Annotated in this window: 19 protein-coding genes; 13 read left to right on the top strand and 6 right to left on the bottom strand. The window is 65.5% G+C overall.

Going from position 1 to position 20,331, the window contains the following annotated elements:
* The first annotated feature begins 36 nt into the window (after window positions 1-36).
* The 3 genes from PSELUDRAFT_RS07700 (at window position 37) to PSELUDRAFT_RS07695 (ending at window position 2,676) form a co-directional block, all read left to right on the top strand.
* Window positions 37-1,758 (top strand): ribonucleoside triphosphate reductase, encoded by a 1,722-nt coding sequence (locus tag PSELUDRAFT_RS07700; RefSeq protein ID WP_088966295.1) that lies wholly within the window; start codon window positions 37-39, stop codon window positions 1,756-1,758.
* Window positions 1,759-1,826: 68 nt separating this feature from the next.
* On the top strand, window positions 1,827-1,988 hold the full coding sequence (gene nrdD / locus PSELUDRAFT_RS19325) for an anaerobic ribonucleoside-triphosphate reductase (RefSeq protein WP_157725060.1): 162 nt from the start codon (window positions 1,827-1,829) through the stop codon (window positions 1,986-1,988).
* Complete coding sequence (locus PSELUDRAFT_RS07695) at window positions 1,951-2,676, top strand: anaerobic ribonucleoside-triphosphate reductase activating protein (RefSeq protein WP_088966294.1); 726 nt, start codon at window positions 1,951-1,953, stop codon at window positions 2,674-2,676. Before nrdD ends, PSELUDRAFT_RS07695 begins: the two co-directional genes overlap by 38 nt.
* 287 nt (window positions 2,677-2,963) lie before the next feature.
* On the opposite strand, the gene PSELUDRAFT_RS07690 is transcribed toward PSELUDRAFT_RS07695, so the two are convergent.
* Window positions 2,964-3,827, bottom strand: a complete 864-nt coding sequence (locus PSELUDRAFT_RS07690) for a transporter substrate-binding domain-containing protein (RefSeq protein ID WP_088966293.1) — start codon at window positions 3,825-3,827, stop codon at window positions 2,964-2,966.
* 216 nt (window positions 3,828-4,043) lie between these two features.
* Between PSELUDRAFT_RS07690 and PSELUDRAFT_RS07685 the strand changes: the two genes are divergently transcribed.
* The 3 genes from PSELUDRAFT_RS07685 (at window position 4,044) to PSELUDRAFT_RS07675 (ending at window position 7,001) form a co-directional block, all read left to right on the top strand.
* Window positions 4,044-4,982: a LysR substrate-binding domain-containing protein gene (locus tag PSELUDRAFT_RS07685; RefSeq protein WP_231895332.1), complete on the top strand. Its 939-nt coding sequence runs from the start codon at window positions 4,044-4,046 to the stop codon at window positions 4,980-4,982.
* Between the two features lie 520 nt (window positions 4,983-5,502).
* The gene (locus PSELUDRAFT_RS07680) at window positions 5,503-6,291 is read left to right on the top strand and encodes a 2OG-Fe(II) oxygenase (RefSeq protein ID WP_088966291.1); all 789 of its coding nucleotides are present in this window, start codon (window positions 5,503-5,505) and stop codon (window positions 6,289-6,291) included.
* Window positions 6,292-6,371: 80 nt separating this feature from the next.
* Window positions 6,372-7,001 (top strand): glutathione S-transferase family protein, encoded by a 630-nt coding sequence (locus PSELUDRAFT_RS07675; RefSeq protein WP_088966290.1) that lies wholly within the window; start codon window positions 6,372-6,374, stop codon window positions 6,999-7,001.
* Between the two features lie 101 nt (window positions 7,002-7,102).
* On the opposite strand, the gene PSELUDRAFT_RS07670 is transcribed toward PSELUDRAFT_RS07675, so the two are convergent.
* Window positions 7,103-7,738, bottom strand: a complete 636-nt coding sequence (locus PSELUDRAFT_RS07670; RefSeq protein ID WP_088966289.1) for a transcriptional regulator — start codon at window positions 7,736-7,738, stop codon at window positions 7,103-7,105.
* 44 nt (window positions 7,739-7,782) lie between these two features.
* Entirely contained in the window at window positions 7,783-8,754 is a 972-nt protein-coding gene (locus PSELUDRAFT_RS07665; RefSeq protein WP_088966288.1) for an ornithine cyclodeaminase family protein, read from the bottom strand.
* A 193-nt stretch (window positions 8,755-8,947) separates the two neighbouring features.
* On the opposite strand from PSELUDRAFT_RS07665, the gene PSELUDRAFT_RS07660 reads away from it, so the two are divergent.
* The 7 genes from PSELUDRAFT_RS07660 (at window position 8,948) to PSELUDRAFT_RS07630 (ending at window position 18,035) form a co-directional block, all read left to right on the top strand.
* The gene (locus PSELUDRAFT_RS07660; protein WP_088966287.1) at window positions 8,948-9,727 is read left to right on the top strand and encodes a transporter substrate-binding domain-containing protein; all 780 of its coding nucleotides are present in this window, start codon (window positions 8,948-8,950) and stop codon (window positions 9,725-9,727) included.
* 122 nt (window positions 9,728-9,849) lie between these two features.
* On the top strand, window positions 9,850-11,091 hold the full coding sequence (locus tag PSELUDRAFT_RS07655; RefSeq protein WP_088966286.1) for an FAD-binding oxidoreductase: 1,242 nt from the start codon (window positions 9,850-9,852) through the stop codon (window positions 11,089-11,091).
* A gap of 1,207 nt (window positions 11,092-12,298) precedes the next feature.
* Window positions 12,299-13,234 carry a choline ABC transporter substrate-binding protein gene (locus tag PSELUDRAFT_RS07650; protein ID WP_088966285.1) on the top strand — a complete coding sequence of 312 codons (936 nt, stop codon included), beginning with the start codon at window positions 12,299-12,301 and terminating at the stop codon, window positions 13,232-13,234.
* Window positions 13,235-13,331: 97 nt separating this feature from the next.
* Window positions 13,332-14,222: a 3-keto-5-aminohexanoate cleavage protein gene (locus tag PSELUDRAFT_RS07645; RefSeq protein WP_088966284.1), complete on the top strand. Its 891-nt coding sequence runs from the start codon at window positions 13,332-13,334 to the stop codon at window positions 14,220-14,222.
* Window positions 14,223-14,282: 60 nt separating this feature from the next.
* Window positions 14,283-15,236 carry an L-carnitine dehydrogenase gene (locus PSELUDRAFT_RS07640; RefSeq protein ID WP_088966283.1) on the top strand — a complete coding sequence of 318 codons (954 nt, stop codon included), beginning with the start codon at window positions 14,283-14,285 and terminating at the stop codon, window positions 15,234-15,236.
* Between the two features lie 364 nt (window positions 15,237-15,600).
* A complete protein-coding gene (locus PSELUDRAFT_RS07635; RefSeq protein ID WP_088966282.1) occupies window positions 15,601-16,092 on the top strand; it encodes a thioesterase family protein in 492 nt (163 codons plus the stop codon).
* Window positions 16,089-18,035, top strand: coding sequence for an acetoacetate--CoA ligase (locus PSELUDRAFT_RS07630; RefSeq protein ID WP_088966281.1), 1,947 nt, complete (start codon window positions 16,089-16,091; stop codon window positions 18,033-18,035). Before PSELUDRAFT_RS07635 ends, PSELUDRAFT_RS07630 begins: the two co-directional genes overlap by 4 nt.
* A gap of 12 nt (window positions 18,036-18,047) precedes the next feature.
* Here the strand turns inward: PSELUDRAFT_RS07630 and PSELUDRAFT_RS07625 are convergent, their stop codons facing one another.
* From PSELUDRAFT_RS07625 to PSELUDRAFT_RS07615, 3 genes are all read right to left on the bottom strand, one after another.
* Window positions 18,048-19,001: a GlxA family transcriptional regulator gene (locus PSELUDRAFT_RS07625; protein WP_088966280.1), complete on the bottom strand. Its 954-nt coding sequence runs from the start codon at window positions 18,999-19,001 to the stop codon at window positions 18,048-18,050.
* Between the two features lie 315 nt (window positions 19,002-19,316).
* Window positions 19,317-19,967, bottom strand: coding sequence for a ribonuclease (locus PSELUDRAFT_RS07620; protein ID WP_088966279.1), 651 nt, complete (start codon window positions 19,965-19,967; stop codon window positions 19,317-19,319).
* Window positions 19,964-20,323: a 5-carboxymethyl-2-hydroxymuconate Delta-isomerase gene (locus PSELUDRAFT_RS07615; RefSeq protein ID WP_088966278.1), complete on the bottom strand. Its 360-nt coding sequence runs from the start codon at window positions 20,321-20,323 to the stop codon at window positions 19,964-19,966. Before PSELUDRAFT_RS07615 ends, PSELUDRAFT_RS07620 begins: the two co-directional genes overlap by 4 nt.
* Window positions 20,324-20,331 lie beyond the last annotated feature (8 nt).

Raw genomic sequence — 20,331 nt, 5'->3', positions numbered from 1 at the left:
CATACAATTCTCCAAACACAAGATATTGGAGCAAACATGAACGCACGCCCCAGCCACCACGTCGATGCCGTCAGCAGCATCAACGAATACCTGTCCCGTGCCGACTGGCGGGTACAGGCCAATGCCAACCAGGGCTACAGCCTGGGCGGCATGATCCTCAACATCGCCGGCAAGCTCACCGCCGAGTACTGGCTTAACGAGGTGTTTCCGGCCGAAGCCGCCAGCGCTCACCGCCACGGCGACCTGCACATCCACGACCTGGACATGCTGTCCGGCTACTGCGCCGGCTGGTCGCTGCGCACCCTGCTGCAGCTGGGCTTTGCCGGCGTGGGCGGCAAGGTGGAATCCGCGCCGCCGCGCCACCTGTCCAGCGCCTGCGGCCAGATCGTCAACTTCCTTGGCACGCTGCAGAACGAATGGGCCGGCGCGCAGGCGTTCAGCTCCTTCGATACCTACCTGGCGCCGTTCGTGAAAAAGGACGCGCTGAGCTACGCGCAGGTGCGGCAATGCATGCAGGAGCTGGTCTACAACCTGAACGTGCCCAGTCGCTGGGGCACGCAGACACCGTTCACCAACCTCACCTTCGACTGGGTCTGCCCGGAAGACCTGCGCGAGCAGATTCCGGTGCTGGGCGGCGAGGAGATGCCGTTCCGCTACGGCGACTGCGCGGCGGAAATGGCGCTGATCAACCGCGCCTTCATTGAGGTGATGCTGGCCGGCGATGCCTGCGGCCGCGCCTTCACCTTCCCCATCCCCACCTACAACATCACCCGCGACTTCGACTGGTACGGCGACAACACCGAGCTGCTGTTCGCCATGACCGCCAAGTACGGCCTGCCCTACTTCCAGAACTTCGTGAACTCCGAACTGGAGCCGCACATGGTGCGCAGCATGTGCTGCCGCCTGCAGCTGGACCTGCGCGAGCTGATGAAGCGCGGCAACGGCCTGTTCGGCAGCGCCGAGCAGACCGGCTCGGTAGGCGTGGTCACCCTCAACTGCGCACGCCTGGGCCACCGCTTTGCCGGCGACGAGGCCGCGCTGCTGGCCGAGACCGACCGTCTGCTGAACCTGGGCCGCGAGGTGCTGGAAGCACGCCGCCGCGTAGTGCAACAGCACATCGACGGCGGGCTGTACCCGTACACCCGCCACTTCCTGGGCAGCCTGCGCAACCACTTCTCCACCCTGGGGGTGAACGGCATCAACGAGATGATCCGCAACTTCAGCGCGGATCAGCACGACATCACCAGCGACCAGGGCCACGCCTTCGCCTGCCGCTACCTGGACCACATCCGCGCGCGCATGGTCGAGTTCCAGCAGGCCACCGGCCACCTGTACAACCTGGAGGCCACGCCGGCGGAAGGCACCACCTACCGCTTCGCCCGCGAGGACAACAAGCGCTACCCCGGCATCCTGCAGGCCGGCACGCCGCAGCAGCCCTACTACACCAACTCCAGCCAGCTGCCGGTGGGCTTCACCGACGACCCGTTCGAGGCGCTGCTGCGCCAGGACGAGCTGCAGCGCAAATACACCGGTGGCACCGTGCTGCACCTGTATATGAGCGAGGCGGTGAGCAGTGCCGACGCCTGCCGCCAGCTGGTGCGCCGCGCGCTGGAAAACTTCCGCCTGCCCTACATCACCATCACCCCGACCTTCTCGATCTGCCCGAGCCACGGCTACCTGTCCGGCCGCCACGACTACTGCCCGAAGTGCGATACCGAGCTGATCGAGAAAAAGCGCCGCGCCGCCTGCTGCGACTAAGCAGCACCGGCTCCGCAGCAAAAAACCATGCCCACCGCCGCCATGCGGCCAACCTGAAAGGAAACCCCATGCAGAACCAGCAAGCCATTGAACTGAAAGACGAAGAACGCACCCGCTGCGAGGTATGGACGCGGGTAATGGGCTACCACCGCCCGGTAGCCTCGTTCAACACCGGCAAGCAGGGTGAATTCCATGAACGCCGCCACTTCGACCAACAGCGCGCCGGCTGAGCGCGCCCGCATCGGCGGCTGGCAGCCGTTCTCCGCCTGCGACTGGCCGGGCCGGCTGGCCGCAGTGGTGTTCCTGGCCGGCTGCCCGTGGCGCTGCGGCTACTGCCACAACCCCGCGCTGCTGCAACGCCGCCACGGCCACCACCGTTGGCCGCAGCTGCGCGAACAGCTGCAACGCCGCCGCGGCCTGCTGGATGGCGTGGTGTTCTCCGGCGGCGAGCCGCTGTCCGACCCCGCCTTGCCGGCACTGCTGGCCGAGGTGCGGGCACTGGGCTTCGCCACCGGCCTGCACACCGCCGGCGGCTACCCGCACCGGCTGCAGCGGGTGTTGCCGCTGCTGGACTGGGTGGGGCTGGACATCAAGACCCAGCCCGGCCGCTACGCCGCGCTGACCGGCAGCGGCGGCAGCGGCGCCCGCGCCTTCGCCTGCCTCGACCTGCTGCTGGCGCACGGCACCGCCTTCGAATGCCGCAGCACCATCCACCCGGCACTGCACAACGACGCCACCCTGCTGCAACTGGCTACCGACCTGGCCCGCCGCGGCGTGCGCCGCTACGCCTGGCAGCTGCTGCGCCCCGGCCCGCAGCTGCCGCAGCCGTTCGCTGCCATCGCAGCAGGTTGGCCGCAAGCCGGCTTGCAGCAGCAGGTAGCGGCGATGTTCGAGCACTTCGAGGTGCGATCGGGATAGCAGGGCACCGCCAGGGAAAATAACCGGCTCATGCGCGGTTTTTTGCTCATTGCGGCATTGCCACGCTGCCCGGCGCAAGCGTAAGGGCACCTCGAAAAAACCCGATTGCCAGCGAGACAAGGTACGAACGCAACTACCTACGCGACATCTGGTGGATATGTCGGAAGGAGCAGTCGTGCGCAATACAAGCATCGCAACGCAAGCTGGAGTTTTCGAGGTGCCCGTCAGCGAGTGGGGGATGCTCACTCACGCCCGGCATATATCGGGCTGGCGACCCCCATAGTGCTTCATTGTTTTGGCGCGATATTGAGCTTGAACCATTTCTCGCTCAGTTTTTTTACCGTGCCGTCCGCCAAGGCGGCCTTGATTGCCACATCAAACCTGGCCTTCAAATCCGTGTCGGCCTGCCGGAAGCCAAGCGCCTCCCCCACACCCCAGATAGGGCCGCCGATTTTTGGCCCGGTAAACGCCAGGGTTTTATTATCCGGCCTGGCAAAAGCCGAAACAAAGTAAGTGGCATCGTCAAAAGCGACATCAATGCGGCCAGCCTGCAGGTCCATATCATGTTCCGCCGCTGTCTTGTACTCGCGAATGCTGGCAACTTCCTTGAAGTTGGTATAAATGAACGGTGCAAACGCGGTGCCCGTCTGGATACCAATGGTTTTACCTTTCAATTCCTTGCGCAGTAGATCCATGGCCGGCTTATCCGTCGCTGCCCGCCCAGTCAGGCTAATCTCCTTGCCCGTTCCGCTCAGGTTGGCGGAACGTCCGTTTTTCAAGGCGGCAAACACTGCCGGCGTACTGGCATAGGGCACGGAGAAGGCTATCTCTTTTTTGCGCTCCTCCGTCACCGCCAAACCGTCCATGATCACATCGAACTTGCCCACTTTCAGCCCGGCAATCATGCCGTCCCAGTCCTGAGCGATCAGCTTGCACTTCACTTTCATGCGGGCACAGAGATTTGCGGCCAACTCCGGCTCGAAGCCACCCAGCGACCCATCCGGGTTGGTCAGATTCCACGGCTCGTATGCGCCCTCCAGCGCAATGGTGACGCTTTGCCAGTCCTTGGCCTCCGCCTGGCCGGATAGCACTGAAGTAGCCATGGCGGCCATTAATGCCAGCGTTGTTGCAGACAGTTTGGGTGCATGCATGTCTCGTTCTCCGATGTGTGTTACGAGCGTGTTGTCCAGCCAATGGACTGGGCCGTTTCTGCCGCGGCACAGGGAACCTGTTTACGGCTTGATTTTTTGGAACCGGGGCGGTGCGCCAGCTAGCTACTGCCGGTCACTGCCACAAAAAACACCACCTTGAATTGAGTAATCTCAATGTACATAAATTAATTCTTTACCACAACAGACGAAATTGTTATGGTTGCCATAGATTTTCTTTTGAAAGAACAAGTCATGGCCGCTCTTCCTCCACTCAATGCCGTCAAGGCTTTTGAGGTTGCCGCGCGTACCGGCAGTTTCGTGCTGGCCGCGGCAGAACTCTGCGTTTCTTCCGCGGCAATCAGCCAGCAAGTACGCAATCTGGAGACATTCCTGGGGAAGCAATTGTTTGTGCGCAATGGCAATCGCATCACGCTGACGGATGCAGGCCATGCCATTTACCCGCAAACCTCGCGTGCGCTCAGTGATATTGCCGCGATGACACAACGGATACAGGAAGGAGAACTGCGGACGCGTCTGGTGGTGAGCGTGCCATTTTCACTGGCGGAGATATGGCTGACACCCAAGTTGGCCGAACTGCTGGAGGTCTACCCGCAGATGTCGATCGACATCCGGGTTGAAGATGACCCGGTTGACCTGGCACGCAACAATATCGATTTGCGCATCAGCTATGGCGATTACCATTACCCGGCGCTGAAGATGACGCCGCTCATCCACGACGAAGTGCTGCCAGTGTGCACACCCGAATTCTGGTATCGCTATGGCAACAATGACTTCAGCCTGGCGGACATTCACGAAAGCATGTTCATCCACACCAACTGGGGCCCGAACTACGCCTCACATCCAACCTGGCATGACTGGTTTTCCAAGACGGGTAACCCGCGCCACCTGGATACCTCACGCGGGCGGCGGGCCGGGCTTTCCAGCCTGGCAACCTCCATGGCCCGCATGGGGCTGGGCATCGCCCTCGGACAGCGCATCACCGCGCAGACCGACCTGGAGGCCGGCCGCCTGATAGCCCTGTCGACCACCTCGATCAAGCTTGGCCACCCCTACTGCGCATTCACGCCGAATGCCATGGCCGAGCGCACGGAAGTCCGCCGGCTATTGCAACTGCTGGGCAACAAAGCAGCCTGACCCTCCCCACATGGCCATAAGGCGCCGGCTCCGGCGTCTTATGGTCGCCAATGCGCCGCGCCAGCAGGCGTGCGGCGTTACAGCGCGCCTGCGCTGTGATCAGTCCGTTTCCTGGCCGCGGCTCCGCGCCAGCTCCCCCCGCCACCCTCGGCCCAAACAGTATGCAATCAGCCCCATGTTGGCCGCATCCGCGCCTGGTGGCGGCAATACCTGGGCACTGGTGATCCAGTTGCACCGCCCTCCCAAAGCGCGGCCCGCAGCACGCACATAAAGTTTTTCTTGTGCAAGAGCAATAATTTATGCCGTTGATATTAAGTTTTCTTTTATGTAGATTCTGGCCACCACATCTGCAGCCCATTTTTTCAGCAGCGATGCGGGGTTCGCGATGCCTTGTAGCAAGCGTCTCGCGGCAGCCCCGGTGCTCTGCAATGTGAAACCACCCGACCCTCACAGGCTGCCGATTGCCGCAACACAACCGGATAAGGCGGTGTACCTGGGTCTGTTCCGAATGGAGATGAGCATGCGAGAAATTATCGATCTTGACCGCTACCCACTAGACCGGGAGGGCAGCGCAGAATGGCAGGCGCTTGTTGCCAGCGCCACTGCCGAACTGGCCAACACCGGGATGTTCAACCTGGAAGGCTTTCTGCGCCCAGGTGTTGCGCAAAAAGCGGTAGCGGAAATCCGCCCGGTCATGGACACGCAATCCCACACCCACAAACGTGTGCACAACATCTATTTCAAACCCGACATTCCCGAGTTGCCCGCCGGGCACCCCGCACTACGCAAGGTGGAAACCATCAACCACACCGTATGTGCGGACCAGATTGCCACCAGTCTGGTTCAGACCATCTATGAATACCCGCCCCTGCTACGCTTCCTGGCCGCCACCATGGGGAAAGAAGCCCTGCACTTGATGCAGGACCCGCTGGCACGGATCAACATCATGTCTTATCGCGCGGGCGAGGCCCTGAACTGGCATTTCGACCGTTCTGAATTCACCACCACCCTGTTGCTGCAGGAGCCCCAGCAAGGCGGGCATTTCGAGTACCGCACCAACCTGCGGTCCGACAACGATCCAAACTACGATGGCGTGGCCAGACTGCTCGAAGGACAGGACAGGCAGGTGCAAAACCTGGAAGTGAAAGCCGGCACCCTGAACGTATTCCGCGGCAAGAACACCGCGCACCGCGTGACCACCGTGCAAGGGAATACCGATCGCATGATTGCCGTCTTCTCGTACTACGAAAATCCCGATGTGATGTTCAGCGATGAGGAACGGCTGGGCTTCTATGGCCGCACCATCTGAACGCGCAGCGGGTGCCAACGCCGTGATTGGCAGATTGCCGTGAGGCCGTTCAAGGCGACCTCATACCTAGGAGACTTACCATGCTTCGACTTTACGATTTCGAGCTTTCCGGCAGTTGCTACAAGATTCGCCTGTTCCTCAGCATCCTGGGACTCAACTACCAGAAAACACCCGTCGACTTCATCAACAAGGAGCATAAGAACGCGCAATACACTGCGCTGAATCCTTTCGGTGAAATTCCGATTTTTGAAGACGGCCCGCTGCGCCTGCGCGATGCCCAGGCCATCCTGGTCTACCTGGCCAAAAAGTACGATCAGACCAAGCGCTGGTACCCGGAAGATGCAGAGTCGGCGGCACGCATCAGCCAATGGCTTGCCACCGGGGGCGGCGAAATCATGAATTCCGCAGCGGCCCGCCTGGTAAAGATATTGAACTACCCGCTGGATCTGGAAAAACTGCAGGCCGGCGCCCATCGCGTCTTCAAGATCATGGATGAGCACCTGGCCGGGCGGCAGTGGCTGGCGCTGGAGCAGCCCACCATCGCCGATATTGCCTGCTTCCCTTACACCGCCATGGCGGGCGAAGGCGGCATAGATCTCGGCGCCTACCCGAATATCCAGCGCTGGATCGAACGCATGAAGCAATTGCCCAACTTCATTCCAATGCCAGGCATTCCGGAGAGCACTCTGGAGCGTGCCGCAGGGGGCTGACCCGGGGCATCATTGATTCACATCTCTCCATTTGACTGCTCCTGCGCCCTGGCGCGGAGCAGTTTTTTTTTGCCTGACAGGTAGCCGCGCCAATCGCACGGCTACTCCCCGCGCAGCTCCTTCAAGTACTTGTACACCGTCGCCCGCCCCAGCCCCAGCACGCTGCCGATGTAGTGCGTGGCGCTCTTGCCGTTGAAGGCTCCCTCGGCGTACAGCGCCGCCACCAGCTCGCGCTTGTGCTGGCGCGTCAGCGTGTTCAGCGCCAGCTGGCGCTCGTGCAGCCAGGCGTGCATGAAGGTGTTGATGCGCTCCTGCCAGTCGTCGCGGAACAGCTCCGCCGGCTGCTCCACCAGCCCGGCGCCCTTGAGCAGCATATCCAGCATGCCGTGCATGTTCTCGAACACCGCGATGTTGAAGTTGATGCACATCACCCCCAGCGCCGTGCCGGCATCGTCGAACAGTACCGAGCTGGTGCAGCGCATCTTGCGGCCGTCCCAGTTCAGCTTTTCGTACGGGCCCACCGTGCGCTCGTCTATGGTGCGCTCGATCTCCTCCAGCGCTGCGTCATCCCCCACCTCGCGCCGCGACAGGTTGTTGGCCAGGTACAGCACGCGCTGGGTTTCCAGGTCGTGGATCACCACCTCGGCATAGGGGAAGAACAGCCGGGCGATGCCGTCTGCCAGGTGCTGGTAGCGCGCCAGCAGCAGTTGCTGGCGGGATGCGATGTGGGCGCTCATGGTTGCGTCGGGGGTAGAGGACACGCGGATAGTGACCGATGTGCTCAGGCCGGACAAGTGGCCGCGTGGCGCTGCCAGATGGCGTGGGCGATGGCCACGTCCTGCAGCCCCATGCCGATGGAGCGGAAGAACACGTGGCGGCTGTAGTCCGGGCGCGGCGCGCGGCCGGACACCAGCGCGGCCAGGTCGCCGCACAGCGCTACCGGGTGCCAGCAGCCGCGTTCGGCAGCCAGTACCATTTCGCCGGCGCGGCCGGGGGTGCTGGCGGCATGGTCGCAGTACACGTCCATGCCGGCCAGGCTTTCCGGCGGCACTTCGTGCGCGTTGACGGCATTGGTGCTGATGGAGGTGATCAGCGCCGGCTTGCCCAGCGTGGCCGGGTCCAGCACCGCGGCGGCGGACGAGGTGCACAGCATGATCACGTCGGCGCCGTCGGTGGCGGCAGCCAGGCTGTCGCAGCAGCGCACGCGCGCATCCAGCGCGCTCAGTTGCTGCTGCAGCGCAGGGTTGGCCGCAAGATCCGGCGCGTACACGCGCACCTCGCGCCAGTCGCGCAGCGGCAGCGCGTGGCGCAGATGCGCCTGCCCCAGCGCGCCGCAGCCGATCAGCACCAGCACGCGGCTGTCGGCCGGTGCCAGTTCGTCCACCGCCAGCGCGGTGGTGCCGGCGGTGCGCTCGGCGGTGAGTTCGCCGGCGTCGCAGAACAGCAACGGCTGGCCGGTCTGCATCGACATCAGCGCGGTCCAGGCGGTAATCACCGGCTTGCCACCGGTAACGATGTACGGCGACAGCTTGGCGCCGAACACCTGCTCGCTGGCCAGTACGCCCTGGTAGGTGATGAAATCGCCGCTGCCTTGCGGGAACAGCGTCAGCGTCTGTGCCGGCTGTACCGCCTGCTCGTCGGCCAGCGCCGCGAACAGGCTGCGCAGGGTGGCGGCCAGCGGCAGGCCAGCCAGCAGCGGGCGGATCTGTTCGGCGTTCAGAATCATCGGCGGGCGTTGGTGCGAGGTGGTCATGAGCGTCTCCCGGCGCGATGCGCCTTGTGTCCATTGTGGAAATTCTGTCCACGCAGTCTAGCAGCGGCCAACAAAAAATAGAAATAAATTGTCCACTATGGATTTTTTGTCTACATTAACACCACCCCAACGAGATGCGGCCCACCGCGCACGATTCACGGGAAGACCAAGCAATCACCTCTGGAGAAGCCACATGACTCGCCGTACCCTTCACAAGCTCGCCCTGCCCCTCCTCGCCCTGCTGGCCATGCCGGCCATCGCCCAGACCACCATACGCATGGGGCTGGAGCCGCTGTACCCGCCGTTCGAAAGCAAGCAGGCCGACGGCCAGCTGGTCGGCTTCGACATCGAAGTGGGCAAGGCGGTATGCGAACGCATGGCGGCCAAGTGCAGCTGGGTGGAAACCTCGTTCGAGGGCCTGATCCCCGGCCTGAAAGCCCGGAAGTTCGAGGTGATCAACTCGGCGATGAACATCACCGCCAAGCGCCGCGAATCCGTCGACTTCACTACCCCGATCTACATCGTGCCGATCCAGATGGTGGCCAAGCGCGGCAGCGGCCTGCAGCCCACCGTGGCCAGCCTGAAAGGCAAGACCGTGGGCGTGCTGGAAGGCGCCACCCAGGAAGACTTCGTGCGCAAACACTGGGAGAAGAACGGCGTGAAGATCGTGGCCTACCGCGACCAGGCGCAGATCTACCTCGACCAGGCCGCCGGCCGCCTGGATGCCAGCGTGCAGGAAGCGCAGAACGCCACGGATGGCTTCCTCAGCAAGCCGCAGGGCAAGGACTTCGATTTTGCCGGCAAGGTGCTCAGCGACTTCGCTACCCTGGGTGAAGGCACCGGCTTTGGCGTGAGCAAGGACAACAAGGCACTGACCGCCGAGCTGAACAAGGCCATCGCCAGCCTGAAGAAAGACGGCACCCTGAGCCGCCTGTCGATGAAGTTCTTCAAGCGCGACATCATCGCCAAGTAAGGCGGGTACCGGGTTGGCCGCAGCATGCGGCCAACCCGGAAACCTGCGCGCAAACCAGATTCCGTTGCCATGGCCGCTGCCCACAGCGCCCATGGCAACCGCATCTGATAAAGAGCAGCAATATGGATTTCGACATCATCGTCCTGGGCGCCGGCATGATCGGCGTCTCCACCGCCATCGCCCTGCAGCAGCGCGGCCAGCGCGTGGCGCTGCTGGACCGCCGCGCCCCCGGCGAGGAAACCAGCCACGGCAACGCCGGCCTGCTGGAACGCGCCGCCGTGACGCCTTACGGCTTTCCGCGCGACATCGGCAGCGTGCTGCGCATCGCCCGCAACCGCAGTGCCGACGTGCGCTACCAGCCATCCACCCTGCTGCAGAGCACGCCATGGCTGTGGCGCTACTTCCGCGCCTCCGCCCCGCATCGCCTCGCCGCGGCCGCCCACGACATGCTGCCGCTGATCAGCCGCAGCCTGGACGAACACGCCACCCTGCTGACCGCCGCCAATATGCAGCAGCTGTGCAGCGACGACGGCCTGTACGAGGCCTACCGCACCGAGGCTGGTTTCGAACGCGAGGCCGACAACGCCCGCCGCATCGCCGCCGAACACGGCCTGCGGCTGCAGATCCTGGACGCCGCCGCGCTGCGCGCCGCCGAGCCGGGACTGGGCGAGGGCTTTGCCGGTGCGGTGCACTGGCGTGACCCGCAACGCGTGGCCGACCCCGGCGCGCTCACCCGCGGCTACGCCGCCTATTTCCAGACCCTGGGCGGCGTGTTGCTGCAGCAGGAAGCTACGTCGCTGACGCCGGACGGCAGCGGCTGGCAGATTGCCACCGTGCAGGGCACGCTGCGCGCCGCGCAGGTGGTGGTGGCCATGGGGCCGTGGTCGGACGACATGTTCCGCCCGCTGGGCTACCACATCCCGCTGCAGGCCAAGCGCGGCTACCACATGCACTACCGCCCGCAGGGGCCTGGGCTGCAGTACACCGTGGCCGACGTGGAAGGCGGCTTCGTGGTATCGCCGATGCAGCGCGGCCTGCGCATCGCCACCGGCGTGGAACTGGCGCGCCGCGACGCGCCGCCCAACTACGCGCAGCTGGAGCAGGCGGAAGCGCTGGCGCGCGGGCTGTTCCCGCTGGGCGAACGGCTGGACGCCACGCCATGGATGGGCAGCCGCCCCTGCCTGCCGGACATGCGCCCGGCACTGGGCGCCGCCCCGCGCCACCGCGGCCTGTGGTTCAACTTCGGCCACGCCCACCATGGTCTGACGCTGGGGCCGGTATGCGGCCAACTGCTGGCGCAGCTGATCTGCCACGAAACGCCGTTCACCGACCCGACGCCGTACGCGCCGGCGCGCTTCCTGTAGCGCCCTCGGCTCTCGCACACCAAGCGGCCCATGACGGGCCGCTTTTTTCGTGCCGGCAGTCACGTGTAGGGCGGGTTGGCCGCATAAGTGCGTAGGTTGAGTTGAGCGTAGCGAAGCCCAACGGTTGCCGCGTTATCAGGCTTTGTATCCGCTGCGCGGATGATGATTTTGATGCCGGTTCCGCCCGGCGGACAGGTTAAGGGGGCCACCGCGGCCCCCTTAACAATCCCCGGCTCCCCGGGGCTGCTCGAAACCCCGTGCAAAAAGGCACGCCCCAGGCGCCGCCGAACTCGCCCCTCGCTAACGGCTCGGGACTCAGACAGATCGGCGTCTTAAAACCTGGGGCGCACCATTTTGCACGGCTCGCGCCAACGGGATTGGGGCACGTCGGTTCGGTCCCGCTGTTTGTTTTGTAGGCGTAATTGTCAGGTGGGATCTGCCGTAGGGCGGGTTGGCCACAGGCCATACCCGCGAGAGGTGGCTGGCTGTGCGCGGGTATGAACCGTTGGTTCAACCCGCCCTACAAGAAACGGAATAAAAACTTTGGCCACATCAACCCACGCCCACAACATGCGGCCAACGTTGTGTAGCACCCAAACTGCCCCACGGGGAGCGCCGGCCAAAATGGTGTTCCCCAGGTTTTAAGACGGCAGCTGAGCCGTTTGACGTTAGCAAACGGCGAATTGCCGGCGCCTGGCAAATGCCTTTTTGGCCGGGGTTTCGCGGACCACCCTATCAAACCATCCGGCGAGCAGGGGTGGAAGGGGCGGCGGCACGCCCCCCTCCCCGTACGCCGGGCGGAACCGGCGACTTCAAACATCATCCGCACAGCGGATTCCACGCCTACCCAAAACACCAAGCCACAACCACTACGCGCTAAACGTTGGGCTTCGCTACGCTCAACCCAACCTACACGCTACCCGTAGGGCGGAAGCCCGGTAACACCGGGCGTTCCGCCGTTCGCCCCCAGCAGCGCACAAAGTTGGCCGCAAGATGCTCGCAACACGGCGGAACGCCCCTGTGGGGCTTTCGCCCTGCGAGAGCGTAAGACTCCCCCACCCCACACCTCCCACTTTTTTCACCCCCGCGTCACAATGTGTCGCTGCAGTTTGAGCAGCTGTCGCTACAGGTGGCAGAGCGCCACGCCCGCACCGGTAAGGTATCCCCCGTCGTACCCGTGAAGTCGTCACCACCAAGGAGATGAGACATGAAGCTACGTACCACCGGATTGCTGCTGTGCCTGGCCAGTGCCCCGCTGCTGGCTGCCGAACCCGAAAGCTGCCGCAACGTGCACTTTGCCGACGTGGGCTGGTCGGACATCGCCGCCACCACCGGCCTCGCCAGCGTGGTGCTGCAGGGCCTGGGCTACACCCCCAGCAAGACCATCGCCTCCGAGCCCATCGTGTTCGCCGGCCTGAAGAGCAAGCAGCTGGATGCCTACCTCGGCTACTGGGACCCGTCGCAGACCCCGGCCATCAGCCCCTACGTGCAGGCCAAGGCGCTGCAGGTGCTGCCCACGCCCAACCTGGACGGCGCCAAGTACACGCTGGCCGTGCCCAGCTACGCCGCCGACAAGGGCCTGCGCACCTTTGCCGACATCGCCCGCTTCCGCAAGGAGCTGGACGGCAAGATCTACGGCATCGAAGCCGGCAGCCAGGGCAATGCCCAGATCAAGAAGATGATAGACAGCAACGAGTTCGGCCTCGGCGGCTTCAAGCTGATCGAATCCAGCGAGGCCGGCATGCTGGTGGAGGCCACCAAGGCCTTCAAGCAGAAGCGCATGGTGGTGTTCCTGGCCTGGGAGCCGCACCCGATGAACTTCATGATGAAGCTCACCTACCTGTCCGGCGGCGACAAGCAGTTCGGCCCCAACTACGGCGGCTCCAAGGTGTACACCGTGCTGGCCAACGACTTCCAGCAGCGCTGCCCCAATGTCGGCAAGCTGGTGGGCAACCTCAAGTACACGCTGGACATGGAAAACCACGTCATGGCGCCGATCATGCAGAAGATCGACCCCAATACCGCCGCCCGCCAATGGCTGCAGCGCAACCCGCAAGTGCTGACACCGTGGCTGGATGGCGTCACCACCTATGACGGCAAGCCGGGCCTGCCCGCCGTCAAGGCCTACCTCGCGCAGCAGTAAGCCTCCCTCTCCTTCGCTACACCCCACCGCGCCCCGCTGGCGCGCGGCAGGAGAGGCTTTGCCCTGAATCCCTTTGCCCTGAACCCTAGGAGCACCCATGAACCAGGAAGTGATCGTCACCTGTGCGGTGACCGGCTCCGGCGATACCGTCGGCAAGCACCCGAACCTCCCCGTCACCCCGCGCCAGATCGCCGATGCCGCCATCGAGGCGGCCCGTGCCGGCGCCACCGTGGTGCACTGCCATGTGCGCGACCCGCACACCGGCAAGGGCAGCCGCGACCCCGCGCTGTACCGCGAACTGGTGGACCGCATCCGCTCCTCCGGCGTGGACATGATCCTCAACCTCACCGCCGGCATGGGCGGCGACCTGCAGATCGGCCCCGGCGAAACACCGATGGCCTTCGGCGAAGGCACCGACCTGGTAGGCGGGCTGGAGCGGCTGATCCACGTCGAGGAGCTGCTGCCGGAAATCTGCACCCTGGACTGCGGCACGCTCAACTTCGGCGACGGCGACTACATCTACGTCTCCACCCCGGCGCAGCTGCGCGCCGGCGCCAAACGCATCCAGGAACTGGGCGTGAAGCCGGAGCTGGAGGTGTTCGACACCGGCCACCTGTGGTTTGCCAAGCAGATGCTGAAGGAAGGGCTGCTGGACGATGCGCCGCTGTTCCAGTTCTGCCTTGGCATTCCCTGGGGCGCGCCGGCCGACACCACCAGCATGAAGGCGCTGGCGGACAACCTGCCGCCGGGCGCCATCTGGGCCGGCTTCGGCATCGGCCGCATGCAGATGCCGATGGTGGCGCAGGCGGTGTTGCTGGGCGGCAATGTGCGCGTGGGGCTGGAAGACAACCTCTACCTGGACAAGGGCGTGTTCGCCAGCAACGGCTCGCTGGTGGAGCGCGCCATCGACATCGTGCAAAAGCTGGGCGCGCGCACGCTGACGCCGGAAGAAGGCCGCAAGAAGCTGGGGCTGAAGAAACGCGGCTAAAGGTTGGCCGCATACCGCACATCACACCGCCGGCCCATGCCGGCAGGCAGGAGACTCGACATGGCATTGATTACCGAACTGAAAACCTTCGCCGCCCTCGGCGTCGGCGTCATCGGCAGCGGCTGGGTGGCACGCGCACTGGCCAACGGCCTGGACGTGGTGGCCTGGGACCCGGCACCAGGCGCCGAAGCGCAACTGCGCGCCAATATCGCCAACGCCTGGCCGGCGCTGCAGCAACTGGGGCTGAAGCCCGGCGCCTCGCCGCAGCGGCTGCGCTTCGTCGCCACGGTGGAAGAAGCGGTGGCCGATGCCGACTTCATTCAGGAAAGCGCGCCGGAGCGGCTGTCGCTGAAGCAGGAACTGCACGCCCGCATCTCGGCGGCCGCCAAGCCGGACGCCATCATCGCCTCCTCCACCTCCGGCCTCTTGCCCAGCGAGTTCTACCGCGACGCGCAGCGCCCCGAGCGCTGCGTGGTGGGCCACCCGTTCAACCCGGTGTACCTGCTGCCGCTGGTGGAAGTGGTGGGCGGCCAGCACACCGCGCCGGAGACCATCGTCGCCGCCAGCCGCATCTACGCCGAACTCGGCATGCACCCGCTGCACGTGCGCAAGGAAGTGCCGGGCTTTATTGCCGACCGCCTGCTGGAAGCGCTGTGGCGCGAGGCGCTGCACCTGGTCAACGACGGCGTGGCCACCACCGGCGAGATCGACGACGCCATCCGCTACGGCGCCGGCATCCGCTGGTCCTTCATGGGTACCTTCCTCACCTACACCCTGGCGGGCGGCGACGCCGGCATGCGACATTTCATGCAGCAGTTCGGCCCGGCGCTGCAGCTGCCGTGGACCAAGCTGCAGGCGCCGGAGCTTACCGACGAGCTGATCGACAGCGTGGTGGCCGGCACCAGCGAGCAGCTCGGCCAGCACTCGATCAAGGCGCTGGAGCGCTACCGCGACGACTGCATCATCCAGGTGCAGCGTGCCATCGAGGCCTGCAAGGCCCGCCACGGGGTGTAAGCGGGGGCGAAAACCTGCCCGGCGGTACGGCTACACCGTAGGGTGGGTTGGCCGCAGGCCATACCCGCGCACAGTTGTCGCTTCACGCGGGAATGAACCTCCGGTTCAACCCGCCCTACCTGCTGGACGGCACCATTTTGCCCGGCTCGCGCCAACGGGTTTGGGGCAAGTCGGTTCGACCCTGCCTTTTGTGAAGTTAGCCGGATTGTTGGGTGAGGCTCACCATAGGGCGGGTTGGCCGCAGGCCATACCCGCGCACAGTTCCGCTGGTTCAACCCGCCCTACATGCCGGGCGCACCATTTTTCGATACCGTTCCAATACCTGAATGGAAACCATGCTTTCCTTACCCACACGGAGTGTGACATGACGGCACTGTGCCTTTATCGCAACAGCGTGCGCAGCGACTGGGTGGACTACAACGGCCACATGCGCGACGCCTACTACCTGCTGGCGTTCAGCCTGGCCAGCGACGCGCTGATCGAGCGCATCGGCCTGGACGAAGCCGAGCGCCAGCGCAGCCAGCGCTCGGTGTACACGCTGGAAGTGCACCTGAACTACCTGCGCGAGCTGAAGCTGGGCGAGCCGCTGCGGGTAGAGGCGCAACTGCTGGGCCACGACAGCAAGCGGCTGCATGTCTACTTCAGCCTGTACCGTGGCGACGATGCCGAACCGGCGGCGGTAAGCGAGCAGATGCTGATGCACATCGATACCGGCATCGCGCGTGGCGCAGCGTTCAGCCCGGCAGTGCTGGCGCAGGTGCAACAGTTGGCCGCAAGCAGTGCCGGGCCGTGGCCGGCCTACGCCGGGCGGGTGATCGCCCTGCCCGGCGCCGCCCGGCAAGGAGGTGCGGCATGAACGCCGCCGCCCCGCTGTGGCAGCCGCGCGGCGACAGCCTGCTGCAGCGATTCCAGGCGCAGGTCGCCGCCGAGCAGCAACAGGCGCTGCCGGACTACCACGCGCTGTACCAGTGGTCCATCCGCGAGCCGGCGGCATTCTGGCAGGCGGTGTGGCGCTTTGGCGGCGTGATCAGCCAGCGCGAGGCGGACTGCGTGCTGCAGGACGGCGAGCGCATGCCCGGCGCGCGCTGGTTCGTCGGCGCCCGCCTCAACTTCGCGCAGAACCTGCTGCGCCGCCGCGACGACGCCATTGCCGTGTACGGCGTGGACGAACGGCTGCAGCCGGTGGCGTGGCGCTGGCAGCAGCTGTACGACACCGTCAGCCGGCTGGCGCAGGCGCTGCGCGCGCACGGCATCCGGCCGGGCGACCGCGTGGCGGCGCTGGTGCCCAACAGCCCGCACACCCTGGCGGTGATGCTGGCCTGCGCCAGCGTTGGCGCGGTGTGGAGCAGCTGCTCGCCGGATTTCGGCGTGCAGGGCGTGCTGGACCGCTTCGGCCAGATCGCGCCGCGGCTGCTGTTCGCCAGCGACAGCTACCGCTACAACGGCAAGCGCATCGCGCTGGATGACAAGCTGGCGGCGCTGGCCGCCGCGCTGCCCGGCGTGGAGAGATTCATCGTGAGTACCAGTGAGGGCGACAGCCCGCAGCTGCCGGCCGGCGAGCGCATCTGCAGCTGGGACGACTTCATTGCCCCCTACCCGGCGGCCCTGATCGACTTCGAGCCACTGCCCTTCGATGCGCCGCTGTACATCCTGTACTCCTCCGGCACCACCGGCGTGCCCAAGTGCATCGTGCACGGCGCCGGCGGCACGCTGCTGCAGCACCTGAAGGAACACCAGCTGCACGGCGACCTGCGCCCGAACGACCGCCTGCTGTACTACACCACCTGCGGCTGGATGATGTGGAACTGGATGGCCAGCGCACTGGCCTGCGGCGCCGGCCTGGTGCTGTACGACGGTGCGGCGCTGCCGGCCGGCAATGAAGACCTGCTGTGGCAGCTGTGCGCTCGCTTGGGCGTGAGCCACCTCGGCGTCAGCGCCAAATACCTGTCGGCACTGGAAAAGGCCGGCGTGCAGCCGGCGCAGCACGATCTGGCGGCGCTGCGCGTGCTGTACAGCACCGGCTCGCCGCTGCTGCCGGAAAGCTACGACTACGTGTACCGCGCCATCAAGCCCGACGTGGCGCTGTGCTCGATCTCCGGTGGCACCGACATCGTGTCCTGCTTCGCGCTGGGCTGCCCGACGCTGCCCATCCACCGTGGCGAGCTGCAGGCGCGCGGGCTGGGCATGGCGGTGGAGGTGTGGAACGAGGCGCAGCAGCCGGTGGTGGGCGACAAGGGCGAGCTGGTCTGCGTGGCGCCGTTTCCGTCCATGCCGCTGGGCTTCTGGAACGATGCCGACGGCAGCAAGTACCACGCTGCCTACTTCGCCCGCTACGCCAATACCTGGGTGCATGGCGACTACGCCGAACTCACCGCGCGCGGCGGCATGATCATCCACGGCCGCTCCGACACGGTGCTCAACCCCGGCGGCGTGCGCATCGGCACCGCCGAAATCTACCGCCAGGTGGAAACCGTGCCACAGGTGCTGGAAGCGCTGTGCATCGGCCAGGACTGGCAGGGCGATGTGCGCGTGGTGCTGTTCGTGCGCCTGGCCACCGGGCTGCAGCTGGATGCGGCGCTGGAGGACAGTATCCGCCAGCGCATCCGCCAGCACGCCAGCCCGCGCCACGTGCCGGCGCGTATCGTGCAGGTGGCGGACATTCCGCGCACCCGCAGCGGCAAACCGGTGGAACTGGCAGTGCGCGACGTGGTGCACGGCCGCACGGTGCGCAACCAGGAGGCGCTGGCCAACCCGGAAGCGCTGGCGCTGTTCCGCGATCTGCCGCAGCTGGCTTGTTGATGGCAAGGCCCCCTAACCGTGCCCGGGCGCGATGGCGTTGCGGTCGTGGCTGGGGGTAGTGCCGTACTGCTTGCGGTAGGCGCGGCCAAAGTAGGTGGCCGACTCGAAACCGCAGGCCACGCCCACTTCCAGCACGCTCATATCGGTCTGGCGCAGCAGCTCGCGTGCCCGCTCCAGCCGCAGCCGCAGGTAGAAGCTGCTCGGCGTCTCGTCGAACTGGGCACGGAACAGCCGCTCCAGCTGCCGCCGCGTCACCCCCACGCCATCGGCCAGCTCGTCGCTGGACAGCGGGCACTCGGTGTTGGCCTCCATGGCGGCCAGCACCTGCACGATCTTCTTGTTGTGCACGCCATAGCGTGCGGCCAACTGCATGCGCTGGTGATCGCTCTTGGCGCGGATGCGCCCCAGCACGAACTGCTCCGACACCTGGGTGGCCAGCGCCGCGCCGTGGCGGCGGCCGATCAGCTCCAGCATCAGGTCCAGCGAGGCAGTGCCGCCGGCGGAGCTGATGCGGCGGCCATCGATCTCGAACAGCTCCTGGGTGACGTTGAGCAGCGGGAAGCGCTCGCGGAAGGCGGCAATCGCCTCCCAGTGCAGGGTCAGCCGCTGCTGCTGGAACAGCCCGGCCTCGGCCAGCACGAAGCAGCCGGTATCGATGCCGCCCAGCGTGGCGCCGGCCCGCTCCAGCTGCCGCAGCCAGCCATTCAGCCCGGCCGCGCCATGCGCCAGCGGGTTGAAGCCGGCCACCACGAACAAGGTCTGCACCGCCGCCACGCTGGCGAAGCTGCCCTCCGCCTGCAGCGACATGCCGTTGCTGGCACGCACCGATTCGCCATCCACGCTCAGCAGATGCCAGCGGTACAAGTCGCTACGAAAGCGGTTGGCCACCCGCAAGGGCTCGATCGCCGACAGCAGACCCAGCATGGAGAACTCGGGCAACAGCAGGAAATGGATGTCTTCGGACATGGCACGCCAGCGCTACGGAACAGGATGCCCAGCATACCTGCGCCCGCTGCCGGCCGGCAGCCCCGCGGGCCGGCGGCAGGCAGTGGCAAGTGACAACTGTTGCGGCCAACGTCGTGAAGCACCCGGCGGCGGCTCGGGGAGCGCCGGCCAACAGGGTGCTTCTCCGGACTCAGGGCGATGGTGCGTAGGGCGGGCTGAACCCGCGGTTCATACCCGCGCACAGCCAGCCCCCTCGCGCAGGTATGGCCTGCGGCCAACCTGCAGCCGCCATGAAAAAAGGCGATCCGCGGATCGCCTCTTGCTACACCCTTTGCTTCAGCGCACACTGCGCACCAGCACATCCGGCTGGCGGCAGCTGCGTGCCTCGGCGCGCTGCATCTGCTCGCTGCAGGCAACAGCGGCGCTGCCCTGCTTGTTGATGCACAGCCGCACTTCCTGCAGGAAGCGGCCGCTGCCGCTGCAGGCTACGCTGATGGCACTGGCCGGCAGCCAGGGGTTGGCTGCAGACAAATCGGCCTTGAGCTGCGGCAGGCTGCGGCGCAGCGGTTGCGCCGGCGCCAGGTAGGCAGCGGGGATGCGTACTTTTGCCTTGAGGCTGGCGGCCAGCTGGTGGAACTGCTGCTGGCTCAGCCCGCTGCAGCTGCCGTGCTTCTGCCATTCGTGGCGGAACAGCTTGCGGCTGGGGTAGAGGCCGGCGAACTGGCGCTCGATCTGCGGCTGCAGCAACTCGCTGCTGCAGTCGGCCGGGTAGCCGCGCTGGTATTGCGGCCACAGGCCATGCAGCACGAAGCCGTAGGAACGGCCGCACTGTTCGGCATCCTGCGGCCGCGCCGCGCAGTAATCCGGCGACCACGACAGGGTCAGCACGTAGAAATCGAAGCGTCCCGGTACGTCGCCGGCCTGTGCCGCCACCGGCAGCAAGCCGGTCAGCAGGAGGGCCAGGACGCCGATCAGTCGCGCTTTCATTCCATCACCGTCTTGCTGTAGCCGGCGCGATCGATATCCATCAGCTCCACGCACAGCTGCACCGCCAGCTCCGCCGGCCAGTCGCACACGCTCTGCAACGCGTCCAGCAGCTGCTGCGACAGCATCTTCTTCACCTCCGGCGGGCGGCCGGACAGCAGCGCCAGCTTCACATGCACAAAGGCATGGCCTGCCGGCTCGTCGCCCACCAGGAACACCGGCAGCGGCAGCGCGCGGCTCTTGATGTCCGGGCCGGCAAACTGGCCGCTTTGCAGCAGTACGTCATTCAGGCGCTGCAGCAGCTGCGGTGCCGGCAGTTGCTGCAGGTTGGCGGAATATTCAACAGTGAGATGCGGCATGGTGGAAT

This window comes from Vogesella sp. LIG4, assembly GCF_900090205.1.
Lineage (GTDB): Bacteria > Pseudomonadota > Gammaproteobacteria > Burkholderiales > Chromobacteriaceae > Vogesella.
This window is presented reverse-complemented; position numbering and strand designations above follow the sequence as displayed.